This window comes from Nonomuraea lactucae (genome assembly GCF_003313395.1).
GTDB lineage: Bacteria > Actinomycetota > Actinomycetes > Streptosporangiales > Streptosporangiaceae > Nonomuraea > Nonomuraea lactucae.
Window position 1 is genome coordinate 1 of sequence record NZ_QNFZ01000272.1, and the last position, 20,634, is coordinate 20,634.

13 protein-coding genes and 1 pseudogene are annotated in these 20,634 nt (G+C 72.5%); 8 read left to right on the forward strand and 6 right to left on the reverse strand.

The genetic code is table 11. From position 1 onward, the window contains the following. The 4 genes from DQW85_RS18040 to DQW85_RS18055 form a co-directional block, all read left to right on the forward strand. Positions 1-430, forward strand: a 430-nt coding sequence (locus tag DQW85_RS18040) for a helix-turn-helix domain-containing protein (RefSeq protein ID WP_162795082.1), incomplete at its 5' end; no start/stop codon positions are given. A 95-nt stretch (positions 431-525) separates the two neighbouring features. Beyond that, positions 526-3,087: an alpha/beta fold hydrolase gene (locus tag DQW85_RS18045; RefSeq protein ID WP_113701467.1), complete on the forward strand. Its 2,562-nt coding sequence runs from the start codon at positions 526-528 to the stop codon at positions 3,085-3,087. Further along, a complete protein-coding gene (locus tag DQW85_RS18050) occupies positions 3,084-3,935 on the forward strand; it encodes an ABC transporter permease (protein ID WP_113701468.1) in 852 nt (283 codons plus the stop codon). Before DQW85_RS18045 ends, DQW85_RS18050 begins: the two co-directional genes overlap by 4 nt. A gap of 253 nt (positions 3,936-4,188) precedes the next feature. Next, entirely contained in the window at positions 4,189-6,303 is a 2,115-nt protein-coding gene (locus DQW85_RS18055; protein WP_240197255.1) for an ATP-binding protein, read from the forward strand. Positions 6,304-6,334: 31 nt separating this feature from the next. Here the strand turns inward: DQW85_RS18055 and DQW85_RS18060 are convergent, their stop codons facing one another. After that, positions 6,335-7,339 (reverse strand): terpene synthase family protein, encoded by a 1,005-nt coding sequence (locus DQW85_RS18060; protein ID WP_162795083.1) that lies wholly within the window; start codon positions 7,337-7,339, stop codon positions 6,335-6,337. Positions 7,340-7,413: 74 nt separating this feature from the next. Continuing rightward, positions 7,414-7,797, reverse strand: coding sequence for an ankyrin repeat domain-containing protein (locus DQW85_RS18065; RefSeq protein WP_113701471.1), 384 nt, complete (start codon positions 7,795-7,797; stop codon positions 7,414-7,416). A gap of 84 nt (positions 7,798-7,881) precedes the next feature. On the opposite strand from DQW85_RS18065, the gene DQW85_RS18070 reads away from it, so the two are divergent. Both DQW85_RS18070 and DQW85_RS18075 read left to right on the forward strand, forming a co-directional pair. Further along, on the forward strand, positions 7,882-8,781 hold the full coding sequence (locus DQW85_RS18070) for a proteasome assembly chaperone family protein (protein ID WP_113701472.1): 900 nt from the start codon (positions 7,882-7,884) through the stop codon (positions 8,779-8,781). Positions 8,782-8,800: 19 nt separating this feature from the next. Then, positions 8,801-9,841: a Gfo/Idh/MocA family protein gene (locus tag DQW85_RS18075; protein ID WP_113701473.1), complete on the forward strand. Its 1,041-nt coding sequence runs from the start codon at positions 8,801-8,803 to the stop codon at positions 9,839-9,841. Positions 9,842-9,852: 11 nt separating this feature from the next. Here the strand turns inward: DQW85_RS18075 and DQW85_RS18080 are convergent, their stop codons facing one another. Continuing rightward, positions 9,853-13,206 (reverse strand): WD40 repeat domain-containing serine/threonine protein kinase, encoded by a 3,354-nt coding sequence (locus DQW85_RS18080; RefSeq protein WP_162795084.1) that lies wholly within the window; start codon positions 13,204-13,206, stop codon positions 9,853-9,855. A gap of 68 nt (positions 13,207-13,274) precedes the next feature. Beyond that, positions 13,275-14,066 carry a tyrosine-protein phosphatase gene (locus DQW85_RS18085; protein WP_113701475.1) on the reverse strand — a complete coding sequence of 264 codons (792 nt, stop codon included), beginning with the start codon at positions 14,064-14,066 and terminating at the stop codon, positions 13,275-13,277. Between the two features lie 64 nt (positions 14,067-14,130). On the opposite strand from DQW85_RS18085, the gene DQW85_RS18090 reads away from it, so the two are divergent. After that, a complete protein-coding gene (locus DQW85_RS18090; RefSeq protein ID WP_113701476.1) occupies positions 14,131-15,003 on the forward strand; it encodes a hypothetical protein in 873 nt (290 codons plus the stop codon). Between the two features lie 68 nt (positions 15,004-15,071). On the opposite strand, the gene DQW85_RS18095 is transcribed toward DQW85_RS18090, so the two are convergent. Both DQW85_RS18095 and DQW85_RS18100 read right to left on the reverse strand, forming a co-directional pair. Continuing rightward, positions 15,072-17,594: an ATP-binding protein gene (locus tag DQW85_RS18095; protein WP_113701477.1), complete on the reverse strand. Its 2,523-nt coding sequence runs from the start codon at positions 17,592-17,594 to the stop codon at positions 15,072-15,074. Positions 17,595-17,662: 68 nt separating this feature from the next. Then, positions 17,663-19,759, reverse strand: a complete 2,097-nt coding sequence (locus tag DQW85_RS18100) for a M6 family metalloprotease domain-containing protein (protein WP_240197256.1) — start codon at positions 19,757-19,759, stop codon at positions 17,663-17,665. A gap of 100 nt (positions 19,760-19,859) precedes the next feature. Between DQW85_RS18100 and DQW85_RS18105 the strand changes: the two are divergent. Continuing rightward, a pseudogene (locus DQW85_RS18105) lies at positions 19,860-20,634 on the forward strand (hypothetical protein); the annotation flags it as partial.

The window sequence follows — 20,634 nt, forward strand, 5'->3', positions numbered from 1 at the left end:
CACGCGCATGGACGGCCAGGCGCTCTCCGGTGCCGCCGACGCCTTCGCCCGGCTCGGCCACCACCTGCTCGCCGCCGAGGCCGCCACCGGCGCCGTACGCGCCTACCGCCAGGCCGGTCTGCTCAGCAAGGCCACGCTGGCCCGCGAGCGGGCGGTGGCGCTGCGCGCGGAGTGCACGGGCGCCGCCACGCCGCTGCTCAACCACGAGCAGATCTCCCAGGTGCTCACCCGCCGCGAACGCGAGGTGGCTCTCCTGGCCGTCCGGCTGAGCAGCAGGACCATCGCCCAGCAGCTCGGCCTGTCGATCACCACCGTCAACAACCACCTGGCCCGCGCGTACGCCAAGCTGGGCGTCTCCAGCCGCGCTCAACTGGCCGGCCTCCTCGACACCGCCCCACCGGCGAACGGCTCCTCCGGACGCGGCTCGTAGACCGGGGCTTCCCGCGCCCACCGAGGCGGGCCGGCAGGTCCTCGCTCCACGGTCCGTCTCAGGCTCCTCTCAGGTGCGGAAAGTAGGCTCACCGCATGAAACGTGTGGCCGCGCTGGTCGCGGTGCTCGCCCTCGCCGGCGTCACGTGGCTCGCCTGGCCGTCGGCGCCCGAGGCGCGGGGGCAGGACCAGAGGATCACCGTGGTCGACGGCCCCGCCGGCGACCAGCGCGTGGAGCTCGACGCCACCTTCTTCCCGCCGCCCGGCGGCGGGAGGGCTCCGGCCGTGCTGCTCGCCCACGGGTTCGGCGGCAGCAAGCGGAGCGTCCGCGAGGAGGCGGCGCGGCTCGCGCGGGACGGTTACGCCGTGCTGACCTGGTCCGCGCGCGGGTTCGGCCGCTCGACCGGTCAGATCGCGCTCAACTCCCCCGACTACGAGGTCAAGGACACCAGGCAGCTGATCGACTGGCTGGCCGGGCGGCCGGAGGTGCGGCTGGACGCGGCGGGCGACCCGCGCGTGGGCATCGCGGGCGGCTCGTACGGCGGGTCCATCGCGCTGATGACCGCCGCCCACGACCCCCGGGTCGACGCGATCGTCCCCTCGATCACCTGGTCCGACCTGGCCGAAGCGCTCTTCCCCGACGCCACCGGCCAGGGGCCGTCGAACGGCGTGTTCAAGCGCATGTGGGCGGGCTTCTTCTTCGGCAGGGGCGGCGGCGCGATCCAGGGCCTGGAGGCGCTCACCCAGCAGCCGCGCCCGCTGCCGGCCGAGGAGGCGCGGTGCGGCCGGTTCCTGCCGGAGATCTGCCGGATCTACGAGGAGGTCGCCGAGACCGGCCGGGCCACGCCCGAGGCCGTCGCGCTCCTGCGCAGGTCCAGCCCGGTCACGGTGGCGGGCCGGATCAAGGCGCCGACGCTGCTCCTCCAGGGCCAGCGGGACTCGCTGTTCCCGCTGGACCAGTCTGACGCGAACGCCAGGGCCATCGCGTCCGGCGGCGCCCCGGTGAGCGTGGCCTGGTTCGACGGGGGTCACGACGGCGGCAACGGCGAGGCCGACTGGCTCCACGAGCAGACGACCGCCTGGTTCGGCCACCACCTCAAGCGGGACGGCTCGCCCGCCGCCCGGCCGTTCACGGTGACCCGTGACGGGGGCCGTGACCCCGGCACCCGGCAGCGCATCCGCCTGCACCCCGAGGCCGGCGCCTATCCCGGCCTGGGAGGCACCGTCACGACGCGGGTCACGCTCGCCGGTCCGGAGCAGAACGTCGTCAACCCGCCTGGCGGCACGCCCGCCTCGGTCTCGACCGTGCCGGGTGTCAGCGGCCTGCTCGGCGGTGGTGGTGGAGGTGGCGGTGGGGTCGGCGGCCAGGGCAACCTGAGCGTCTCGCTCGACATGCCGGGCCAGAGCGCCTCCTTCGAGTCGCGACCGCTGACCGCGCCGCTCCAGCTCACCGGCAGCCCGACCGCCAGGATCAAGGTCTCGGGCAAGGGGCAGGTGACGCTGTTCGCCAAGCTCTTCGACGTGGCCGACAGCCTCCAGCCGCCCGCGCTGCCCGCCGGCCTGGTGGCGCCGTTCCGGGTGACGATCCCGGAGGGCGCGGGCAGCGTCGAGACCGCGGTCACCCTGCCCGCCGTCGACCACACCTTCGCCGCGGGGCACCGGCTGCGGCTCACGGTGACGACCACGGACATGGGCTACACGACCCCGGCCGAGGCCGCCTCCTACCGGATCGGCCTCGCCGCGCCCGCCGTGGCCGTCCCCACGGTCACGGCCCTCGCCGCGCCCGCGACCAGGGTGGTGTGGTGGGTGTGGGCCATGCCGCTCGCCGCCGTCGTCCTGGCTGGTGTCCTGCTGGCCACGGGCCGTGACCCCGCCCGCTCACGGTCCGGCGCCGGCACCGGCAACCGCGGCGGCGGCGACGAGGTGCCGCTGGAGATCAGCGGGCTGACCAAGGCGTACCGCAACGGCGAGCCGGCCGTCGACGGGCTGTCGTTCCGGGTCGAGCGCGGCCAGGTGCTGGGCCTGCTCGGGCCGAACGGCGCCGGGAAGACGACCACGATGCGGATGATGATGGGCCTCATCCGCCCCGACAGCGGCGAGATCCGGATCTTCGGCGACAGGGTGGCGCCCGGCGCTCCCGTGCTGTCGAGGCTGGGGTCGTTCGTCGAGGGACCCGGGTTCCTGCCGCACCTGTCCGGGCGCGAGAACATCGAGCTCTACTGGGCGGCCACCGGCCGCCCGGCCGGGGACGCCCACTTCGACGAGGCGCTGGAGATCGCGGGGCTGGGCAAGGCGCTGGAGCGGGCCGTGCGCACCTACTCCCAGGGCATGCGGCAGCGGCTGGCGATCGCGCAGGCGATGCTGGGGCTGCCCGACCTGCTGGTGCTCGACGAGCCCACCAACGGGCTCGACCCGCCCCAGATCAGGGAGATGCGCGAGGTGCTCAAGCGCTACGCGCGCGACGGCCGCACCGTGATCGTCTCGAGTCACCTGCTGGCCGAGGTGGAGCAGACCTGCAGCCACGTGGTGGTCATGCACCGGGGCCGGCTGGTCTCGGCCGGGCCGGTGTCGGTGCTGCTCAGCGCGGCCGCCTCCGGCAACGGGCACGGGCCCCGGCTCGAAGACGTGTTCCTCGACCTCATCGGAGAGAAATCGTGACCGCCGCCACCGGCTACGCGCCCCGCCGCACGCTCCCGCTGAGAGTCGAGATCGTCAGGCAGTTCAAGCGCCGCCGCACGCTCGTCATGTTCGGGCTGCTGCTGGCGCTGCCGTGGATACTCGTGGTGGCGTTCCAGTTCGGGCCGCAGTCCAGCGGCCAGCAGCAGCAGACGTCGCTGCGCATCTCCGACCTGGCGTCGGCGAGCGGCCTCAACTTCGCCGCGTTCGTGCTCTCGGTGTCGGCGAGCTTCCTGCTGGTCGTGGCCGTGGCGCTGTTCTGCGGTGACACGGTGGCGAGCGAGGCGAGCTGGTCGTCGCTGCGCTATCTGCTGGCCGCCCCGGTGCCGCGCGACCGCCTGCTGCGCCAGAAGCTGATCGTGGCGCTCGGCTACTCCGCCATGGCGATCATCTGCCTCCCGCTGATGGCACTGCTCGCGGGCACGCTCGCGTTCGGCTGGCACGACATCCAGGTGCCCGGCACGGGCGAGACGATCGCGGCGCTGGACGTGCTGCCCCGCTTCGGGATCGTGATCGGGTACGCGCTGGTGAGCCAGCTGGTGGTGGCGGCCCTGGCGTTCCTCATCTCCACGGCCACCGACTCGCCGCTCGGCGCGGTGGGCGGGGCGGTGGGGCTGTGGATCGTCAGCACCATCCTGCAGGCGGTGGAGGCGCTCGGGTCGCTGCGGGAGTTCCTGCCGACGTTCTGGAACACCGCCTGGCTGGACGCCCTCGCCCCCGAGCTCGACTGGAGCGGGATGGCGAAGGGGGCCTCGGTGTCGGTGACGTACGCGGCCGTCCTCGTCGCCGTGGCCTTCCGCCGCTTCCGCCGCAAGGACGTGGTGAGCTGAGCCGGGGACGCCTCCGGCCCGGGATCAGGACCAGTGCGGGGGTTTGTCGTCCAGGTAGAACCTGTCGGGGTCGTCGTCCTCGCGCCAGTCGCCCCAGCCCAGGTCTGTGTCGTCGGCCGTCTGCTCAGGGAGGAATTCGGTCACGGCATTCATGCTACCGAGACGTACAAACCTCTCCCCGCCGCTGGTCGAGCCGACGGACAGCCGGGATCAGCGGGGGTACGATGCGAGGGCAGGTTGTCGCCTAACCCCCGTGAGGCTGCCCATGGCCACCCCGACAGGCTGGCGACGAGAAGGCAATCTGCCGGCCGAGCTCACGAGTTTCGTGGGCCGGACGCGCCTTCTCGCCAACCTCAAGCGTCACCTCAGCGAGTCGCGCCTGGTGACGGTCACGGGGATCGGCGGGGTCGGCAAGTCGCGGACCGTGCTGCGGCTCGCTCATCAGGTCAGATCGCACTACGCCGACGGCGTCTGGTTCGCCGACCTGGCGAGGCTGCAGGACGCGGGCATGGTCAGGCACACCATCGCCTCCGCGCTGGGCATCGCCGACCAGTCGTCGCGGGCCGCCTCCGAGACGCTGTCGGAGTGGGTCGCCGACCGCGAGATGCTGCTGATCATCGACACCTGCGAGCACCTGGTGCAGGGCTGCGCCGAGCTGGTCGAGGAGCTGCTGGAGGGCAACCCCAACCTGAAGGTGCTGGCCACCAGCCGCCAGTCGCTGCATCTGCCGTACGAGCACGTGGTGCCGGTGCCGCCGCTGCAGGTGCCGGGCGAGGACCCCGCCGAGAGCCTGTTCACCAACGAGTCGGTCCAGCTCTTCGCCGCGCGGGCCGGCGCGGTGGTGCCCGACTTCGTGCTGGACGAGCACAACATCGGCACGGTGGCCGAGCTGTGCAGGCGGCTCGACGGCATCCCGCTGGCCCTCGAACTGGCCGCGGTGCGGCTGCGCGCCCTGTCGGTCGAGCAGATCCTCGGGCTGCTGACCGACCGGTTCAGCCTGCTCGCGGGCGCGAGCCGCACGGCGCTGCCGAGGCATCAGACGCTGCGCGCGGCCATCGGCTGGAGTCACGAGCTGTGCGACCCGCCCGAGCGGCTGCTGTGGGCGCGGCTGTCGGTGTTCGCGGGCGACTTCGAGCTCGACGCGGCGCGGGCGGTCTGCGCCGACGAGCAGTTGCCCGCCGAGCAGATCACCGACCTGGTGACGGGGCTCGTCGAGAAGTCGGTCCTGCTGATCACCAGCAACCACGCCGGTGTCCGCTACAAGCTGATCGACACGCTGGCGGAGTACGGCGAGGAGTGGCTCGACAAGCTCGGGCAGACCGAGCACATGCATCACAAGCACCTCGACTACTACCTGAGCCTGGCGCGGCGGAGCGAGGACGCCTGGTCGGGCCCGAGGCAGATCTACTGGTTCGTCCGGATGCGCCAGGAGCACGACAACGTGCGCGTCGCGCTGGAGCACGCCCTGCGCACACCCGGCGAGACCGTCCTCGCGCTGACCCTGCTGTCGTCGCTCTGGTTCATGTGGGTCTGCTGCGGTTTCACGCGTGAGGGCCGCCTCTACCTGGAGCGGGCGCTGCAGGCCAACCCCACCCCCAGCAAGGAGCGGTGCAAGGCGCTCTGGGTCCTGTCCTACGTGCGCAGCGCGCAGGGCGACAGCGTGGGCGCGCTGGACGCGGCCGAGCTGTGCAGCACCGAGGCGGTCAGGGTCGGCGACTCCAAGGCCGTGATCCTCGCCTCCAAGATGCAGGGCACGGCCGCGCTGCTCCAGGGCGACCTGCAGAAGGCCAGCGCGCTGCTGGGCGTGGCGATCGAGTTCAAGACCGACAACAAGGAGCTCAACCCGGGCCTGCTGCCCGCCATCGTCGAGCTGTCGCTGGTGCTGTCGTCGCAGGGCGAGCTCTACGAGGCCGAGTCGCTGCTGACGGACTGCCTGCAGGTGTGCAGGGAGCGCGGCGAGCTGTTCGTCAGCTCGTACGCGCACTGGGCGCTCTCGGTGCCGCGGCTGGCGAGCGGCCGGCCGCAGCAGGCGCTGGAGAACGCGCAGGAGAGCCTGCGGATCAAGCGGCACTTCCACGACACCCTGGGCACTCTGATCGTGCTGGAGACCACGGCCCGGATCCACATCTCGCTCGACCAGGTGGACGTGGCCGCGCGGCTGCTCGGCGCCCTGCACCAAAACTGGAAGACGGCCGGCCTCCCGCAGCTCGGGGCGCCGTTCCTCACGGTCGAGCACGAGAAGTGTGTCAAGGAGTGCGAGAAGGCGCTGGGGGTCGCCGGCTACCAGGCCCTGTTCGAGGAGGGCATGCGGCTCGATCTCACCGAAGCGTCCTCGCTCGCGCTCGGCGAGGTGGACCTCCCGGCATAGACGCCCGGCCCGGACGAGGCTCTCCCGCTTCTCAGGGGGCCTGCGTCCACTGCGTGCCGGTCGGCCACGCGTGCACGTAGCGGGTGCTGCGGAGCGAATACTCGATGTGCCCGCGCACCCAGTGCTCCAGGCCCTGCACGTACGCCAGCGCGGAGCGGTCTCCCCAGCACTCGACGGACCGGCGCAGCCGCACCATCTCGGCCACGGCCCGGTCGTGCATCTGCGCCACCTCGTCGAGCGCCTCCTGCAGGGAGCAGCCGCGATGGGTGACCAGGACGTTCACCAGGTTGTGCCGGGCCTTGTCGTGCGTGCGCTCCTTGGCGTACGAGAACAGGTCGTTGTCCCAGACGACCAGGTCGTTGGCGTGTTCGGTGAGCGCGCGGACGTCGGGGTGGTGCCACTCCTCGGGGGTGAGCCGGTAGCCGCCGGCGATGTCGATCAGGGCGAAGACGGGATACATGGCGCCGGTACGGCGCCGCATGAACACGTAGTCCTCGGGTGTGGGCACCACATCCGACTCCCTGTTGGCCGCCTCCCACACCTGGGCGAAGATGTACTCCTTGGTGGCCGCGGACCACCGGTCGAGCTGGACGGGCTCGGCGTGCGCCGCGATGCGCGCCTTGAGCTCCTGGAGAGAGCGGGCGAAGACGTTGCTCACCGGCTCGTCGGTCTCGATGTCGTGCAAGACCCGGAACATCTCCGGTAACGCTCGCGCGATGAGCGCGGTGTGCCTGCTCAGATCCTCCGACTCGCAGAAGCCGTCGTCGAAGGCGAACAGCCAGATGCACCAGTCCATCAGGAGCTTCAGCATGTCGCGGTCGACGAGCGGGTAGGCCCGGGCGGTGAGCCAGCCGAACCTGGCGTTCCTGTACCTTTCCAGCAGATCAGGCTCGTTGAGCATGCCCGACTCCACCAGCCACTCGAAGCTGTCCTTACTGGCCTCGGTGACGTGCGGGTTCACCTGGCTGGGAAACGGGCAGCGCAGTGGCGGGATGCGGAGGGGCGGGGCATCGGACAGATGCGCAGAGCTAGCCATTTACCGATGATCGCAATGTTCGCCAAACATGCCTATAGCGCCACAAGCGAGTTTTCCCTTTTCGGTAATGGCAGTTATGCGTCGAACCAGTCTTCCACCCCGAACATGCGCGCGGTGTCCATCGCCGAGGGCCTGCCCGCGTGCGGGTCGGCGCCCGCGTCGAGCAGGGCTCTGACCACGTCCGGCTCCTTCTTGAACACGGCGCAGGCGAGCGGCGTCCGGCCGCGGTCGTTCGCCCGGCCGGGGTCGGCTCCGTGCTCGGCGAGCATGCGCACGGTCTCGGCGTGCCCGTGGTACGCCGCCAGCATCAGCAGGGTGTCGCCCTTGCCGTTGGTGAGATCGGCCGGGACGCCGGCCTCCACGTAGGCGCGCAGGGCGTCGGTGTCACCCGTCCTGGCCAGGTCGAACACCCTCGTGGCGAGGCCTTCGAGCTCCGCGTCCCCGTCCATGTCTCCCATTCTGCCCCGATAGTGTGCCTTGAACGGAATCGTTCCGGCTCGCCGTGGGTTCAGAGTGAGTACCTAGGGAAAGGCTGTCCAACTGTGTTCGACCCGACGGATCTCTACGAGCTCGCCGACGACGTGCCCGAGCTGTCCGATCCGGTGCTGCTCTATCACTTCGACGGCTTCGTGGACGCGGGCGGGGCCGGACGCCTCGCGCTGGGCCACCTGCTGGCCGAGCTGGAGCACCGGGTCGTGGCGACGTTCGACGTCGACCGGCTGCTGGACTACCGTTCGCGCCGACCGATCATGACCTTCGACACCGACAGGTGGGTCGACTGCGAGAGCCCCCGGCTCGCCGTGCACGTCGTGGAGGACACCACCGGCACCCCGTTCCTCGTGATGAGCGGCCCCGAGCCGGACCGCGAGTGGGAGCTGTTCACCAGGGCCGTCGGCACGCTCGCCGACAGGCTGGGCGTCGGCAAGCTCGTGACCGTGCACGGCATCCCGATGGCGGTGCCGCACACCCGCCCGCTCGGCATCACCCCGCACGCCAGCCGCCCGGAGCTGATCAACGGTCAGACCAGCTCGTTCGGCCGGGTCCAGGTGCCTGGCAGCGTCGCCGCGCTGATCGAACACCGCCTGGGCGGCGAGGGCCGCGACGCCCTCGGCTTCGCGGTGCACGTGCCCCACTACCTGGCCCAGGCCGAATACCCGCACGCCGCCGTCAGCGCGCTGGAGGCGGTGACGCGCGGCACGGGGCTGGTCTTCCCCATGGACGCGCTCCGGCAGGCGGCCGTCCGCACGACCGCCGAGGTCGAGGAGCAGGTCCAGGCCTCCGCCGAGTTGCTGACCGCGATCAGCGGTCTGGAGCAGCAGTACGACGCCTTCGCCGCCGGCTCCAACCGGGAGAACCTGATGGCCGAGCCCTCGCAGATGCCCACGGGAGACGAGCTGGCCGCCCAGTTCGAGCGGTTCCTGGCCGAGCGTGACGACGAATGACGCACGCTACGCTGACCCGATGAGTGCGATCCGTACCGGTCTGGTCGGCTACGGCGTCGCGGGCGCGTACTTCCACGCCCCGCTGATCGACGCCACCCCCGGCCTGACGCTGTCGGCGGTGGTGACGCGCGATCCCGCGCGGGCCGAGGAGGCGTCGAGCCGGTACGGCGCCACGGTCGTGCCCGGCGTGGAACGGCTGTGGGACCTGTGCGACCTGGTGGTGGTCGCCTCGCCCAACCGCACGCACGTGCCGGTCGCGACCGAGGCGCTCGAACGGGGCCTGCCGGTCGTGATCGACAAGCCGATGGCGCGCACCGCCGGGGAGGCGCGCTCGCTCGTGCGCCTGGCCGCGGAGCGCGGGCTCATGCTCACCGTGTTCCAGAACCGGCGCTGGGACGGCGACTTCCTGACCGTGCGGGACCTGGTGGGCGACGGCGCGCTGGGCGAGGTGCACAGGTTCGAGTCGCGCTTCGAGCGGTGGCGTCCGGTGCCCAAGGGCGGTTGGCGGGAGAGCGGCGGTGAGGACGAGGTGGGCGGCCTGCTCTACGATCTCGGCAGCCACCTCGTCGACCAGGCGATCCAGCTTCTCGGACCGGTGCGCGAGGTCTACGCGGAGTGCGACGTGCGCCGCGCCGGAGTACGGTCCGACGATGACACGTTCGTCGCCCTGACCCATGCCGGAGGCGCCCGGTCCCACCTGTGGGCGAGCGCGGTGACGGCGCGGCTCGGGCCCCGGTTCCGGGTGCTCGGCTCGTCGGCCGCGTACGAGAAGTACGGCCTCGACGTGCAGGAGGAGCGGCTGCGCGCCGGGGTGTCACCCGGGTCCCCGTCGTTCGGCGAGGAGCCGGCCGACCGGTGGGGCACGCTCGGCGCCGGAGATCGGCACACCCCGGTCCCCACCCGGCCCGGCTGCTACCTCGGCTTCTACCAGGGCGTCGCGGCCTGCCTGCGCGACGGGGCGCCGCCCCCGGTCAGCCCCGAGAGCGTGGTGGAGGCGCTGACCGTCATCGAGTCGGCCCGCCTGTCCGCGACCCGGGCCACGGCGGTCCGGCTCGGCTGACCACGGGGCGGCTAGCAGCTGCTCCCGGAGTCCTGGCCGGGGAGATATCTGGCCCGTTCCGCCTCGATGAGCGGCCGCCCGGCCCGCGCGCACACCGCCTTCACCAGCGGGCCGACCGCCACGGGCAGCCGGGTCACCCGCCCCGCCCGGCCCACGGCCAGCACCTCGGCCGCATCGGCGGAGAAGGCGACCGACCTCGCGCTGTCCGGAAGCGAGACCACGGGTCCCACCCGCTGTCCACCGCGCACGTCCCAGATCGTCAGCGTCTGGGACTGGGACGCGTAGGCGAACAGCCGGCCGTCGGCGGAGAACCCGCCCGTCCACCCCGGGTCGCCGGTCCGCAGCCAGTCGCCGACCTGCCCGCCGGTGCTCGTGTCCCAGACACCCACCTTGCCGGAGAAGTTCGCCGCGACCAGCTTCAGATCGGGGCTGAACCAGACCTCGTCGGGCTGGAAGGGCAGGCTCAGCCGCGCCCCGAACGGCCGCCACGTCTCGAGGTCCACCAGACGCAGCACGTCCGCGTCCAGCCCGACCAGGTGCCCGTTCGCGCCGGCCGTCCAGCCGAGCAACCGCGGCGGCCTGGTCACCTCCTTGAGCCGGGTGCCACCGGGGACCTTCCAGAGCGTGAAGGACCTATCACCCGCCGTCCAGAGCCCGGCCGGCACGAGCAGGGCGCCGTCGGCCGCGTCGGGCAGGGTCGTCGGCCCCATGGGGACACGCGCCAGCTCGCGCCAGGTGGCGGTGTTCCAGACGCTGACGCTCCCGGAGCGCCTGATCGCCAGCCGCCGCTCGTCCCGGCTGAAGGAGAAGCCGGTGTCGAAGTCCTCGAACTTCCCCGTCTCGAAGCTCCTGCCGTTCAGCGTGACCTTGGTGGAACCCAGCGCGTGCGTGGCGAGCGACCGGCCGTCCGCGCTCAGCCGCACCGCGTCGAGGGATTCCGCCGGGACGGCGGGCGGCTGGAGCGTGACGACCGTGTGCTCGCTCAGATAGCGCACCCCGGCCGGGCCGAAGGCGATCGCGGACGCCGGGTCCCCCGGCGTGCGCTCCAGCACCAGCGGGTCCTCGGCGCGCCACCGGTAGAGCCTGATCGTCGAGCCCATCCCGGCGAGCAGCGCGCCGTCCCGGCTGAACACCGGTTCCGCCCGGTCCTCCCAGCCGTTGATCACGGCGAGCTGCTCGCGGTCGCGGGCGTCGAAGATGGTGAGGATGTCGTCGCCGACGACGGCGAGCAGCCGCCCGTCGGGGCTGAACGCCACGGGGCAGCCGTGGCAGACGCCGGGATGACCAGGCTGTTTCCTGCCCGACGGCAGCGCCCAGCGCTCGGAACCCGCGACGGCGTAGTCGCCGCCCGGGTGGACCACCACCTTGGCGCTCGCGGGCAGGGAGGTCTCCCTTCCGGTGCGCGGATCGTGGACGGACTGGGCCTGCCCGTGGGTGACGACGAGAAGGCCGCCGCTGAACCGGACGTCCAGGTCGACCATTCCGTCGACCGGCAGGCCACGGCCCACCCGCCTGCCGGTGGCGATCTCCCAGACTCCCACGGCCTTGCTGTCGCCGATGGCCAGCAGCCGCCCGTCCGCGCTGACCGCGGCCACGCGCAGCCGCCTGCCGGCCAGCTCCAGCCCGGTGAAGCCGCCCGTCCGCCTGCCGGTGCCGACGTCCCACACCCTGACCTCGCCCTGGCTGACGCTGATCAGCGACCGGCCGTCGGCGCTGAGCACGCGGACCACGTCGGGGCCGGGGTCGGGGTCGCGGAACGCCCCACTCGCCCGGTCCACGAGCGAGGCGAGCAGGCTGGACCTGGCCTCGGCCGTGGGTGAGAGCCGCCCGGCGGCGGCGCTGAGCAGCATGGCAAGCACGGGGTCCTTGCCTCTCACCGACTCGGCCACCCCGGCCAGCCTCGCCGACTCGGCCGCGTCGCGCTGCTCGGCGAGGGTGGCGCTCTGCCGTACCGCCAGGCCTCCCGCGATCACGGCCAGCGCGAGCAGGACGGCCAGGCCGGCGGACAGCAGCCTCGACCTGCGGGAGCGGCGTCTGCCGAGCGCGGCGCCCGCCTCCAGGAAGTCCCGCTCGGCGGGCGTGAGCGTGATGTTCCTGCGCTCGGCCGCGGCCCAGCGCAGCGCGTCGTCCAGCGCGGTGCCGTGGAACAGGTCGCCGTCGCGGCGACCGTGCTCCTGCCAGCGCTCCGCCGCCTCCCAGATCCGCCGGTGCACGGCCAGCCCGTCCCTGTTGGCCGCGATCCAGGCGCGCAGCCGCGGCCAGGCCAGCGGCAGGGCGGGACGGGTGAGCCGGACCGGGTCCCCGTTCGAGACCAGGTAGGCGAACGCCTCCAGCACCCGCTCGACGCCCTCCGGCAGCTCCGACCTGCGCGCCTCCCGCGGCGCCAGGTCGCCCTCCTGGGTCACCGTGACGAGCCGCAGGAACACCTCGGGCACCAGGTCCTTGTCGGCGGGTGAGAGGGCGGCGTAGGCGTCCTCGGCGATGACGCCGAGCGCGGGGTCGTGGGTGGCGGTCCCCATCCGCTCACCCTGGCCCGCTCCGCGCGCGAGCAGGCGCGCGGTGTCGAGCCGGCCGTCGCCGCTGACCAGGCCCAGCAGCAGCTCCCGCGAGGCGGGACGGCGGGACGGGTCCTTGGCGAGGGCGGCGCGCACCAGGCCGCGCAGCGAGCCGGGCAGCGCCGACAGGTCGGGCTCGTGGGAGAGCACGCGGTGCATGACCGCGCCGAGCGTCTCCGCGGTGAAGGGGTCCTGGCCGGTGGCCGCGAACACGATCACCGCGCCCCAGGCGAACACGTCGGCGGCGCTGCCCGCCCGCTCGCCCGAGAACACCTCCGGCGCCATGTAGCTGGGCGTGCCCGTCACCATGCCGGTCGAGGTGACCGACATCTCCAGCGTGCGCGCCACGCCGAAGTCGATCACGCGGGGGCCGTCGGGGCCGAGCAGCACGTTGTCGGGCTTGAGATCGCGGTGCACGACGCCCGCGTCGTGGATGGCGGTCAGCGCGGTGGCGATCGCCGTGGCCAGCCTGTGGAGGTCGTCGCCGCGGAAGACCCGCCGGGCCGTTCGCAGGCTCGGGCCCTCGACGTACTCGCTCACGATGTACGGCCTGGGCGCGTCGAGGTCGGCGCCGAGCACCCTGGCCGTGCAGAACGACGCCACCCGCTGGGCCGAAGCCAGCTCCTTCGCCATCCGGCCGCGCAGTCCGGGCTCCCCGGTCGGGTCGCCACGCAACACCTTGATCGCCACCCTGGCGCCCGCCGCGTCGTAGGCCTCGTACACGACGCCCTGACCGCCGGTCCCGAGCCGGCCCGAAAGCCAGAAGTCACCGAGCCGTTGCGGATCCCCGTCGATCAGTGCGCTCCCCATGCGGGCTTGGACGACCGGGGCCACTGATTGGTTGGGAGTGGAATGCCGGGATCTCCAACGGCAACCCGCTAGTCGCGCAGGCGCGCCCGGACGGCCTCCGTGTCCTGCGAGGTCCAGCCGTGCAGCTCCAGCCAGCCCATCGGCCCGCCGAAACGCTCGTCGAGCACGCCGAGGAACTGCTGGATGTAGCGGGCCCGCGGCATGTGGTCGTCCGCCGGCCGCGAGTCGAGGTCGTCGCGGTAGGTGGCGCTGGACCGCAGCCGGCGCAGCACCAGTTCCAGCCGCTCCCCCGTCGCGACGTAGTCCTCGACGACCGCCTCCCGGGTGACGCCCGCCGCCTCCAGCGCGAGAGCCGACAGCACGCCGGTGCGGTCCTTGCCCGCCGCGCAGTGGACCACGGCCGCGCCGTCGTCCAGCGACATCGCGCGCAGCGCCGCCACCACGGCGTCCGGTCTGTCACGCAGGTAGCCGTAGTAGAAGCCGGTCACCCTTAAGTCCTCGTCCAGCCGTCGCTCCTGCCAGGGCAGCACCTTCTCGATGTCGACGGTCTCGGCCTCGACGTCGGTGTGCCGGCCGCCCTCGGCGAACAGCGTCAGATGGTGGTGGGTGACCCCCTGCTCCCGGGTCAGCGGGCCGGGCCCTTCCAGGGCCACCTCGGCGGTCGAGCGGAGGTCCACGACGTGGCGGAGCTTGAGCTCTCCGACCAGCCTGGACACGTCGCGGTGTGTCAGCCCCTGGAGGTTGTCCGCCCGCAGTATCCGGCCGTAGCGGGTGACCCCGCCGTCGCTTGTCGGCAGTCCTCCCAGGTCACGGACGTTGACGGCGCCTTCCAGGTCGATCCATCTCGTCATCGCGTTCATCGATCTGACCCTATATGTCCGCCAAATATGAGCGAATTCGAGGTTCATAACGCAGCATGAACGTATGGATCCGCGCGCTCTGCCCCCACGGCTGGTGATAGATCCATCGCTGTCCACGGAGATATCCGTCCAGCTGCGGTCCCAGCCTCACGTGCTCCGCATGGCCCGGAACGGCTCACGCCCGGAGCGTTCCCACAACCCCACGCTGATATTCGTACTGCCCGCCTTCCTGCTGCTGATCTGGATCCTCACCAGTACGACCGGCATGATCGTCGCCGCCGGCGGCGTGAGCCTGATCGCGTTCATGCGCTGGGTGGCGGTGGACTCCTCCGACCGCGCGGCCCGCGAGCGGCTGCGGCTCGCCCGCGAGCACGCGGACCGCTACGTCCTGCCGGAGGATCTCGACTACCCCTGCCAGAGGCTGCTGCGCCGTGCCCAGGACGCGGTGGAGGCGGTGCTCGGCTCGCAGGTGCAGCAGGCGGGACTGATCGACACGATCGACAACCAGGTGACGCTGCCGGAGGAGGTGTGGCAGATCGCCCAGCGCCTGTCGAGGCTGTCGGCCATGCACGCCGAGCACCGCAAGCTGGTCCCGCGCGACCTGCCCTCGAGTATGAAGGACGCGGTCAGACCGTACTCGACGGCGCTGGACGCGGCGTGGACGTCGCTGTCGAAGCGGGTCCGGCACCTTGAGGAGTACGCCAAGCAGGTGCTGCGGGCCGACCGGGCCTACCACGGGCACCGGCGGCTGGAGGCGCTGGCCGAACGGACCCCCGACTACCAGCGGCTGATCGCCGACACCGTCCGCGACGAGCTGGCGCGCGAGCACATCAGGCAGCTCGGCGACCAGGCGCAGCACGTGCGGAGGCTGTTCGAGGAGAGCATCCTCCAGGCGCGCCGGACGGCGGGCGAGCTGCTCAGGTCTCCGCTCTCCTGAGCCCGCGCCGGTTCGCAGAGCAGGTCAGGTCTCCGCTCTCCTGAGCCCGCGCCGGTTCGCAGAGCAGGTCAGGTCTCCGCCTTCCTGAGCAGCTCCAGGGTCCTGCGCATGCCTGCCTCGTTGCCCAGGCTGCGGTAGATCTCCCTGGCCTGCCGGAGCGGGGTCACGGCGGCGTCCGGCCCGCCCGCGTCCAGGTGCGCCTCGCCCAGGTAGCGCAGGCTGAGCGCCATCCACCACCGGTCGTCCAGCTCCTCGAAGGCCCGTACGGCCCTGCGCAGCTCGTGCTCCGACTCCTCGATGCGGCCCAGCCGGGCCAGCACCCTCCCGGCCGACAGCGCGGTGCGGGCCACGCCCCAAGAGTCGCCCAGGGCCGTCAGGATCTCCTCGGCCCGCCTGACGAACTCCAGCTCGCGCAGCCCGTTCGACGGATCGCCGACCTCCCCGGCGGCGCGCAGGCAGCGCGCCTCCTCCCACAGCTCGCCGCGCTGCCTGAACATCGCGCCCGCGCGGTCGAGGCTGAACCCCGCCCTGGTGAAGCCGTCGAGCGCGGCCCGGTGGTCGCCGTCGCGGTGCAGGCCGCGCGCCTGGGCCGCGAGCACCTCTCCGTACGCGCGCAGCGTCTGCGCCTCGGAGTAGCGGTTGCCCGCGCGCTTGAACACCTCCAGCGAGTCCTCCAGCAGCTCCCTGGCCTCCTCGGGACGCCGCTCGGCCAGCCGCAGCTCGGCGAGGTTGCGCTGGGTCCGGGCCATCCACCACTGGTCGTCCTCGCCCCTGAAGGCGGCGATCGCGCCGGTCAGGTGGGCCTGCGCGCGGTCGAGGTGGCCCTCGGAGAACAGCGACATGCCGACCGTGCGCATCGCCCTGGCCGCCCACCACGACTCGCCGAGCTCGGTGAAGATCTCCAGCGCGCGCTCGGCGTCCACGCGGCCCAGCTCATGGGCGCCCAGCCCGCCCTGTACGGCGGCGCGGTCCAGCAGCGAGATGGCCTGGGCGCGCCGGTCCCCGGTGCGCAGCGCGGCCTCGCACCCCAGCTCGGCGACCTGCCGCCAGTCGGCCCAGTAGGCGCGCAGCGAGTGGCAGAGGGAGCAGAACGCCCTGGCCAGCCCCCAGGTGAGCTCCCACAGCTCCTGCTGCCTGGCCAGGTGGACCATGGCGACGAGGGAGAGCCGTTCGGCGTTCAGCCAGTCGCCCGCGTGCACCTGCCCCTCGGCGCTGGAACGGCGGCCGCCCTTGCTCCAGTCCTGCGGCCAGCGGTCCTGCGCCGCCTCCTCGGCTCGCCGGCGGTAGCCGGACAGCACGCGCTCGATCGCGGCCCGGCGCCGCTCCTCCCCGTCCTCGGCGGTCAGCTCGGCGGCGAAGACCCTGACCAGGTCGTGCAGGCGGTAGCGCATGGCGCCGGTCTGGTCGGTGCCGGAGCACTCGGCGAGCTGGGCGTCGATCAGCGCCTCCAGCTGGTCGGCGCCGTCGAGCCCGGAGATGTCGAGCAGCTCGCCCGCCACCCAGCCGGGCACGTCGGGCGAGGTGAGCGCCGACAGCAGGCGCAGCAGGCGGCGCTGCATGCCGGTGCAGTCGTCGTAGCTGAGCTGCACGGACGCGCGGACGCTCTTGTCGACGGTGGGCGCCAGCTCCAGCTGGTCGAGGCGGCGGCGCTCGTCGGCCAGCCGGCCGCCCATCTCGCGCAGCGTCCACTGCTCCCGGGTGGCGAGCCGGCCGCCGCAGATGTTGATCGCCAGCGGCAGTCGGTCGCAGGTCCTGACGATCTCCTTGGCGGCGTCGAGGTCGTCGACCACGCGGCCGCTCCCGGCGAGCCGGGCCAGCAGCTCGACGCCCTGCGCCTCGGTCAACTCGCCGAGCCGCGTGTCGCGCGTGCCGTTCAGGTAGAGGGGCTGGCGCGAGGTGACCAGCACCGCGCAGCCGGACTCGGCCGGGATGAGCGGCTTGACCTGGTCCGCGCTGTGGGCGTTGTCCAGGCCGATGAGGATCCTGCGGTCCTTGGTCCAGGTGAGCCAGAGCCTGCGCAGCTCCTCCAGCCCGCCGGGATCGGTGGTCAGGCGGACGCCCAGCGCCCGCAGGAACCCGATCAGCACCTCGTCGGGCCGTACCGGGGCGCCCGCGCCGCCGCGCAGGTCGGCGTGGAGCCGGCCGTCAGGGAACCAGCCCGCGACCTCCTGGCCGAACCGGGCGATCAGCGCCGACTTGCCGACGCCGCCCCGGCCGTACACGGAGACGACCAGCGGCGGCGAGACGTCCTTCGCCCTGCGGCGCGCGGTGAACACGCCGCGCAGCTCGGCGAGCGCCTCGGCGCGGCCGGTGAAGTGCTCGGGGACGGGCGGCCACTGGTCGGGCGCGCGGGAGGACGGCTCCCGTGGCTCGCTGCGCCTGGGACGCTGATCGGTGGTCGCCCACGTGGTCAGCCCGACCAGGATCGCGGCGCCCGCGGTCACGCCGATCTTCGCCGCGGGCGGGATCTCCCACTCCAGCGAGGCCGCGAGGATGCTCGCCGCCGCGGCCGTGAGTCCCGCGGCCACGGGCGCGGCCAGGGGCACCTTGCGGCGCCGGGGCTGCCGTTCCTCTGGTAACCGGTCGGTCAATGATCACCCCCTACGGGGTATTCAAGCCGATGGGGCGCGGCCCGCGCCAGCCGCACCCCATCGTTCGCCTAGCGGCCCACTACGTGACAGGTGGCCGTCGCCGTCTTGGCGGGGTCGCTCTCGGAGGTGGCGGTGAGCTTGACCTTGGCGAGCCGGTCGCCGCCCGCGCCGCGCACGGCGTTGACCGTCACCGGCGCCTGCTTGCCGAAGGAGACCGCGGCGAGGGCGTTGGGCACCTGGGCGGTCCAGCCGTTGCCCTGCACCTCGGCCTTGAGCCGGTAGACGTCGCCGAGGTACGCCGCGACGTCCTCGGGGTGTCCCGGCTGGACCGCGGCGGCCCGGCCGGTGTTCACCAGCGAGAACCTGCACGCGGAGACGCCGTTGCCGGCGGGCACCCCGGCGCCGGGCAGCACCCTGACGCCGCGCCGGTGCGGGCCCGCCCCGTCGAGCGAGCGGATCGCGACCGTGTAGGAGAGCACGCCCCTGCGGTCGCGGCTGATGCCGGTGACGTAGAAGTGCAGGCGGTTGGCCTGGTCGACGTACTCGTACTCGCTGCCGGAGTCGGCGCCCGCGTGGAAGAGGGCGTCGGACAGCTGGCGGTAGTCGCCCATCGTGATCGGCACCTTGGTGCCGTCGGGCAGCACGTAGTCGGTCATCCCGATGTCCTGCGGGTTGGCGTCCACCACCCAGATGAACGGGGCGCGGTCCTGGTCCTTGGTCTTGGCCAGCAGCACGCCGGAGTCGGGGGTGAAGGAGTCGGTGCCCATGCGGTCGACGACCTCAAGGGTGTAGTTGTCGTAGCCGCCGCCGTCGCAGAGCGGGTTGGTCCGCGTGTCGCAGGCCGGGCTCCTGTCGCCGCTGCCGAAGGCGATGTTGACGCCGGACAGGCCGCCGGGCCCCGGCTGCGCGGCGCGGGCCGTCACCCTGGCGGTGACCACGCCCGACTCGTCCAGCGCGTCGCGTGAGAGGTTGAGGACGTTGCCCTGGTCCACCATGTCGAGCTTGATCTTGTTGCGTAACATGTGCTGGGCGCCCATCGAGGCGCCGGCGGTGGGCGGGATCAGCCAGCGGCTGTGCGGGCCGCCGGGGCCGTTGAAGGTGCCCCTGCTCAGCATCTCCCAGATGCCGGAGTACGCCCGGCGCAGCGGCGTGCCGTACGGGTTGTTGTAGTTGTCGGCGATGCCCATGATGTGGCTCAGCTCGTGGGCGTACACCGACATGCCGGAGCTCTCCGCCTGCACCGAGTCCACGCCGAAGCGGGCGTTGGGCCAGAAGGTGGAGCCCGCCTGCCAGGAGGTCCAGTCGACGTAGCGGGTCCTCGACCAGTTGGGCAGGTTGGGGTCGGGCGGACCGAAGTCGTCGGTCACCGCATCCTTGTTCGGAAATTTCATCATTCCGAACTCCTGCCAGGTCGAGGACTCGTCCTGGCCGGCGCTCAGGTAGAAGACGAAGTCGAACTTCTTGGCCGTGTCCTCGCCGACGTCGGCGAGCCAGGCCGCGTTGCCGTCGGCGCGCAGGTTGCGGGTGCAGGTGTCGCCGGCCGGGCAGGCGTCCGGCTGGTACTCCATGGCGTACTCGTGGTCCTTGCCCGGCATCGTGTACGGGCCGAAGCCGGTCAGCTCGACGCCGATGCGGCCACCGGAGTCCTCCATCCAGTACTCGTGGATGGTATGTCCCTTGTTGAGGGCGTTCGGGGTGTTCAGGAAGTCCTGGTAGAACTTCGCCACCTGGTCACGCGGGATGTCGTGAGCCTCGGCGCTCGGGTTCTTGAAGATCGTCGAGCCCTTGGGCTGGGTCACCACGAACGGCTGGTTGGGGTAGTCGAGCAGCACGAGCGCGCCCTTGAACGTCCGCTTGGAGCCCTTGGCCGCGGGGTCGTTCCAGGAGGTGCCGGGGACCCTCTTGTAGTCCGCCCACGTCATGTGGTCGGGGTTCTCCCAGTTCTGGGGGTCGATCGGCTCGACGCCGCCGGTGGGCCTGGCGTGCGGCGACCGGGCGTCCGGCCCGTCCCGCTGCCACGGCTGGGTCTGGGGCCAGTGGTCCTGGCGCCATGGATGCTCGGGGTCGGTGGGGGGCGCTGCGGAAGCGGGGGTGGCCAACAGGCTCGCCGGAATCAGCACCAAGGCCGCCAGGACGCCTTTCAGCAGCTTCTTCGGGGCATTCACGGATGGGACGCTATAGGCGATATTGACAGAGATCATCGATCAGTTGTAGGGAAGACCTGTAGCGTTAATGCCGACATTTATCGAAAAATCCAGGTGAGTGGTGGCGGACCTCCAGCAAACCGTGGACGAGTTGGCGGCGCGCCTCGGCCGGCCGCTGCTGCTGGAGGACCGCCTGCAGCGGGTGGTCGTCTACAGCGAGCAGAGCGGCGCCATGGACGAGATCCGCCGCGACTCGATCCTGCGCAGGCGGACCACGCCCGAGGTGCGCCAGTGGCTGAGCGGCGCCGGCATCCACGAGTCGGCCACCCCGCTCCGCACGCCGGGCGCGGCGCACCTGGGCCTGCTCCCCCGCGTCTGCGTCCCGGTACGCCATGACGCCGGGCTGCTCGGTTTCCTGTGGTTCATCGACAGCGACCCGCCCATGTCCGGCGGTCAGATCGCCGAGGCCGCCGCGGCCACCCCCGCGCTGGCCCTGGCGCTGTTCCACGAGAGCCTCGCCACCGGCCTGGCCTCGCACCGGGAACTGGAGGCGGTGACCGGGCTGATGCTGGGAGAGCACGACGCCGCCCGCCAGCTCATCGAGGCGGGCGCCTTCCCGCAGGCACAGCCGGTGGCCGTACTGGTGGCCAGGCCGCTGTCGGCCGAGCCCGACGAGGCGCTCAGGCTGGCTCTGGAGCAGGGCCTGCTGGCGCTGCGGCGGCGGCTGAGCGGCCACCACCCGCTGCACCTGGTCCGCTACGACCACGCCGTGCTGCTGGCCGCCGCCCCCGCCGCGCCCTCCAGCGGGCCGGCCTGGACGGGCCTCGCGGAGGAGGTGCACGCCGCGATGTCCGTCCCGGTGTCCGTCGGGATCGGCCGGCCCCGGCCCGCGCTGG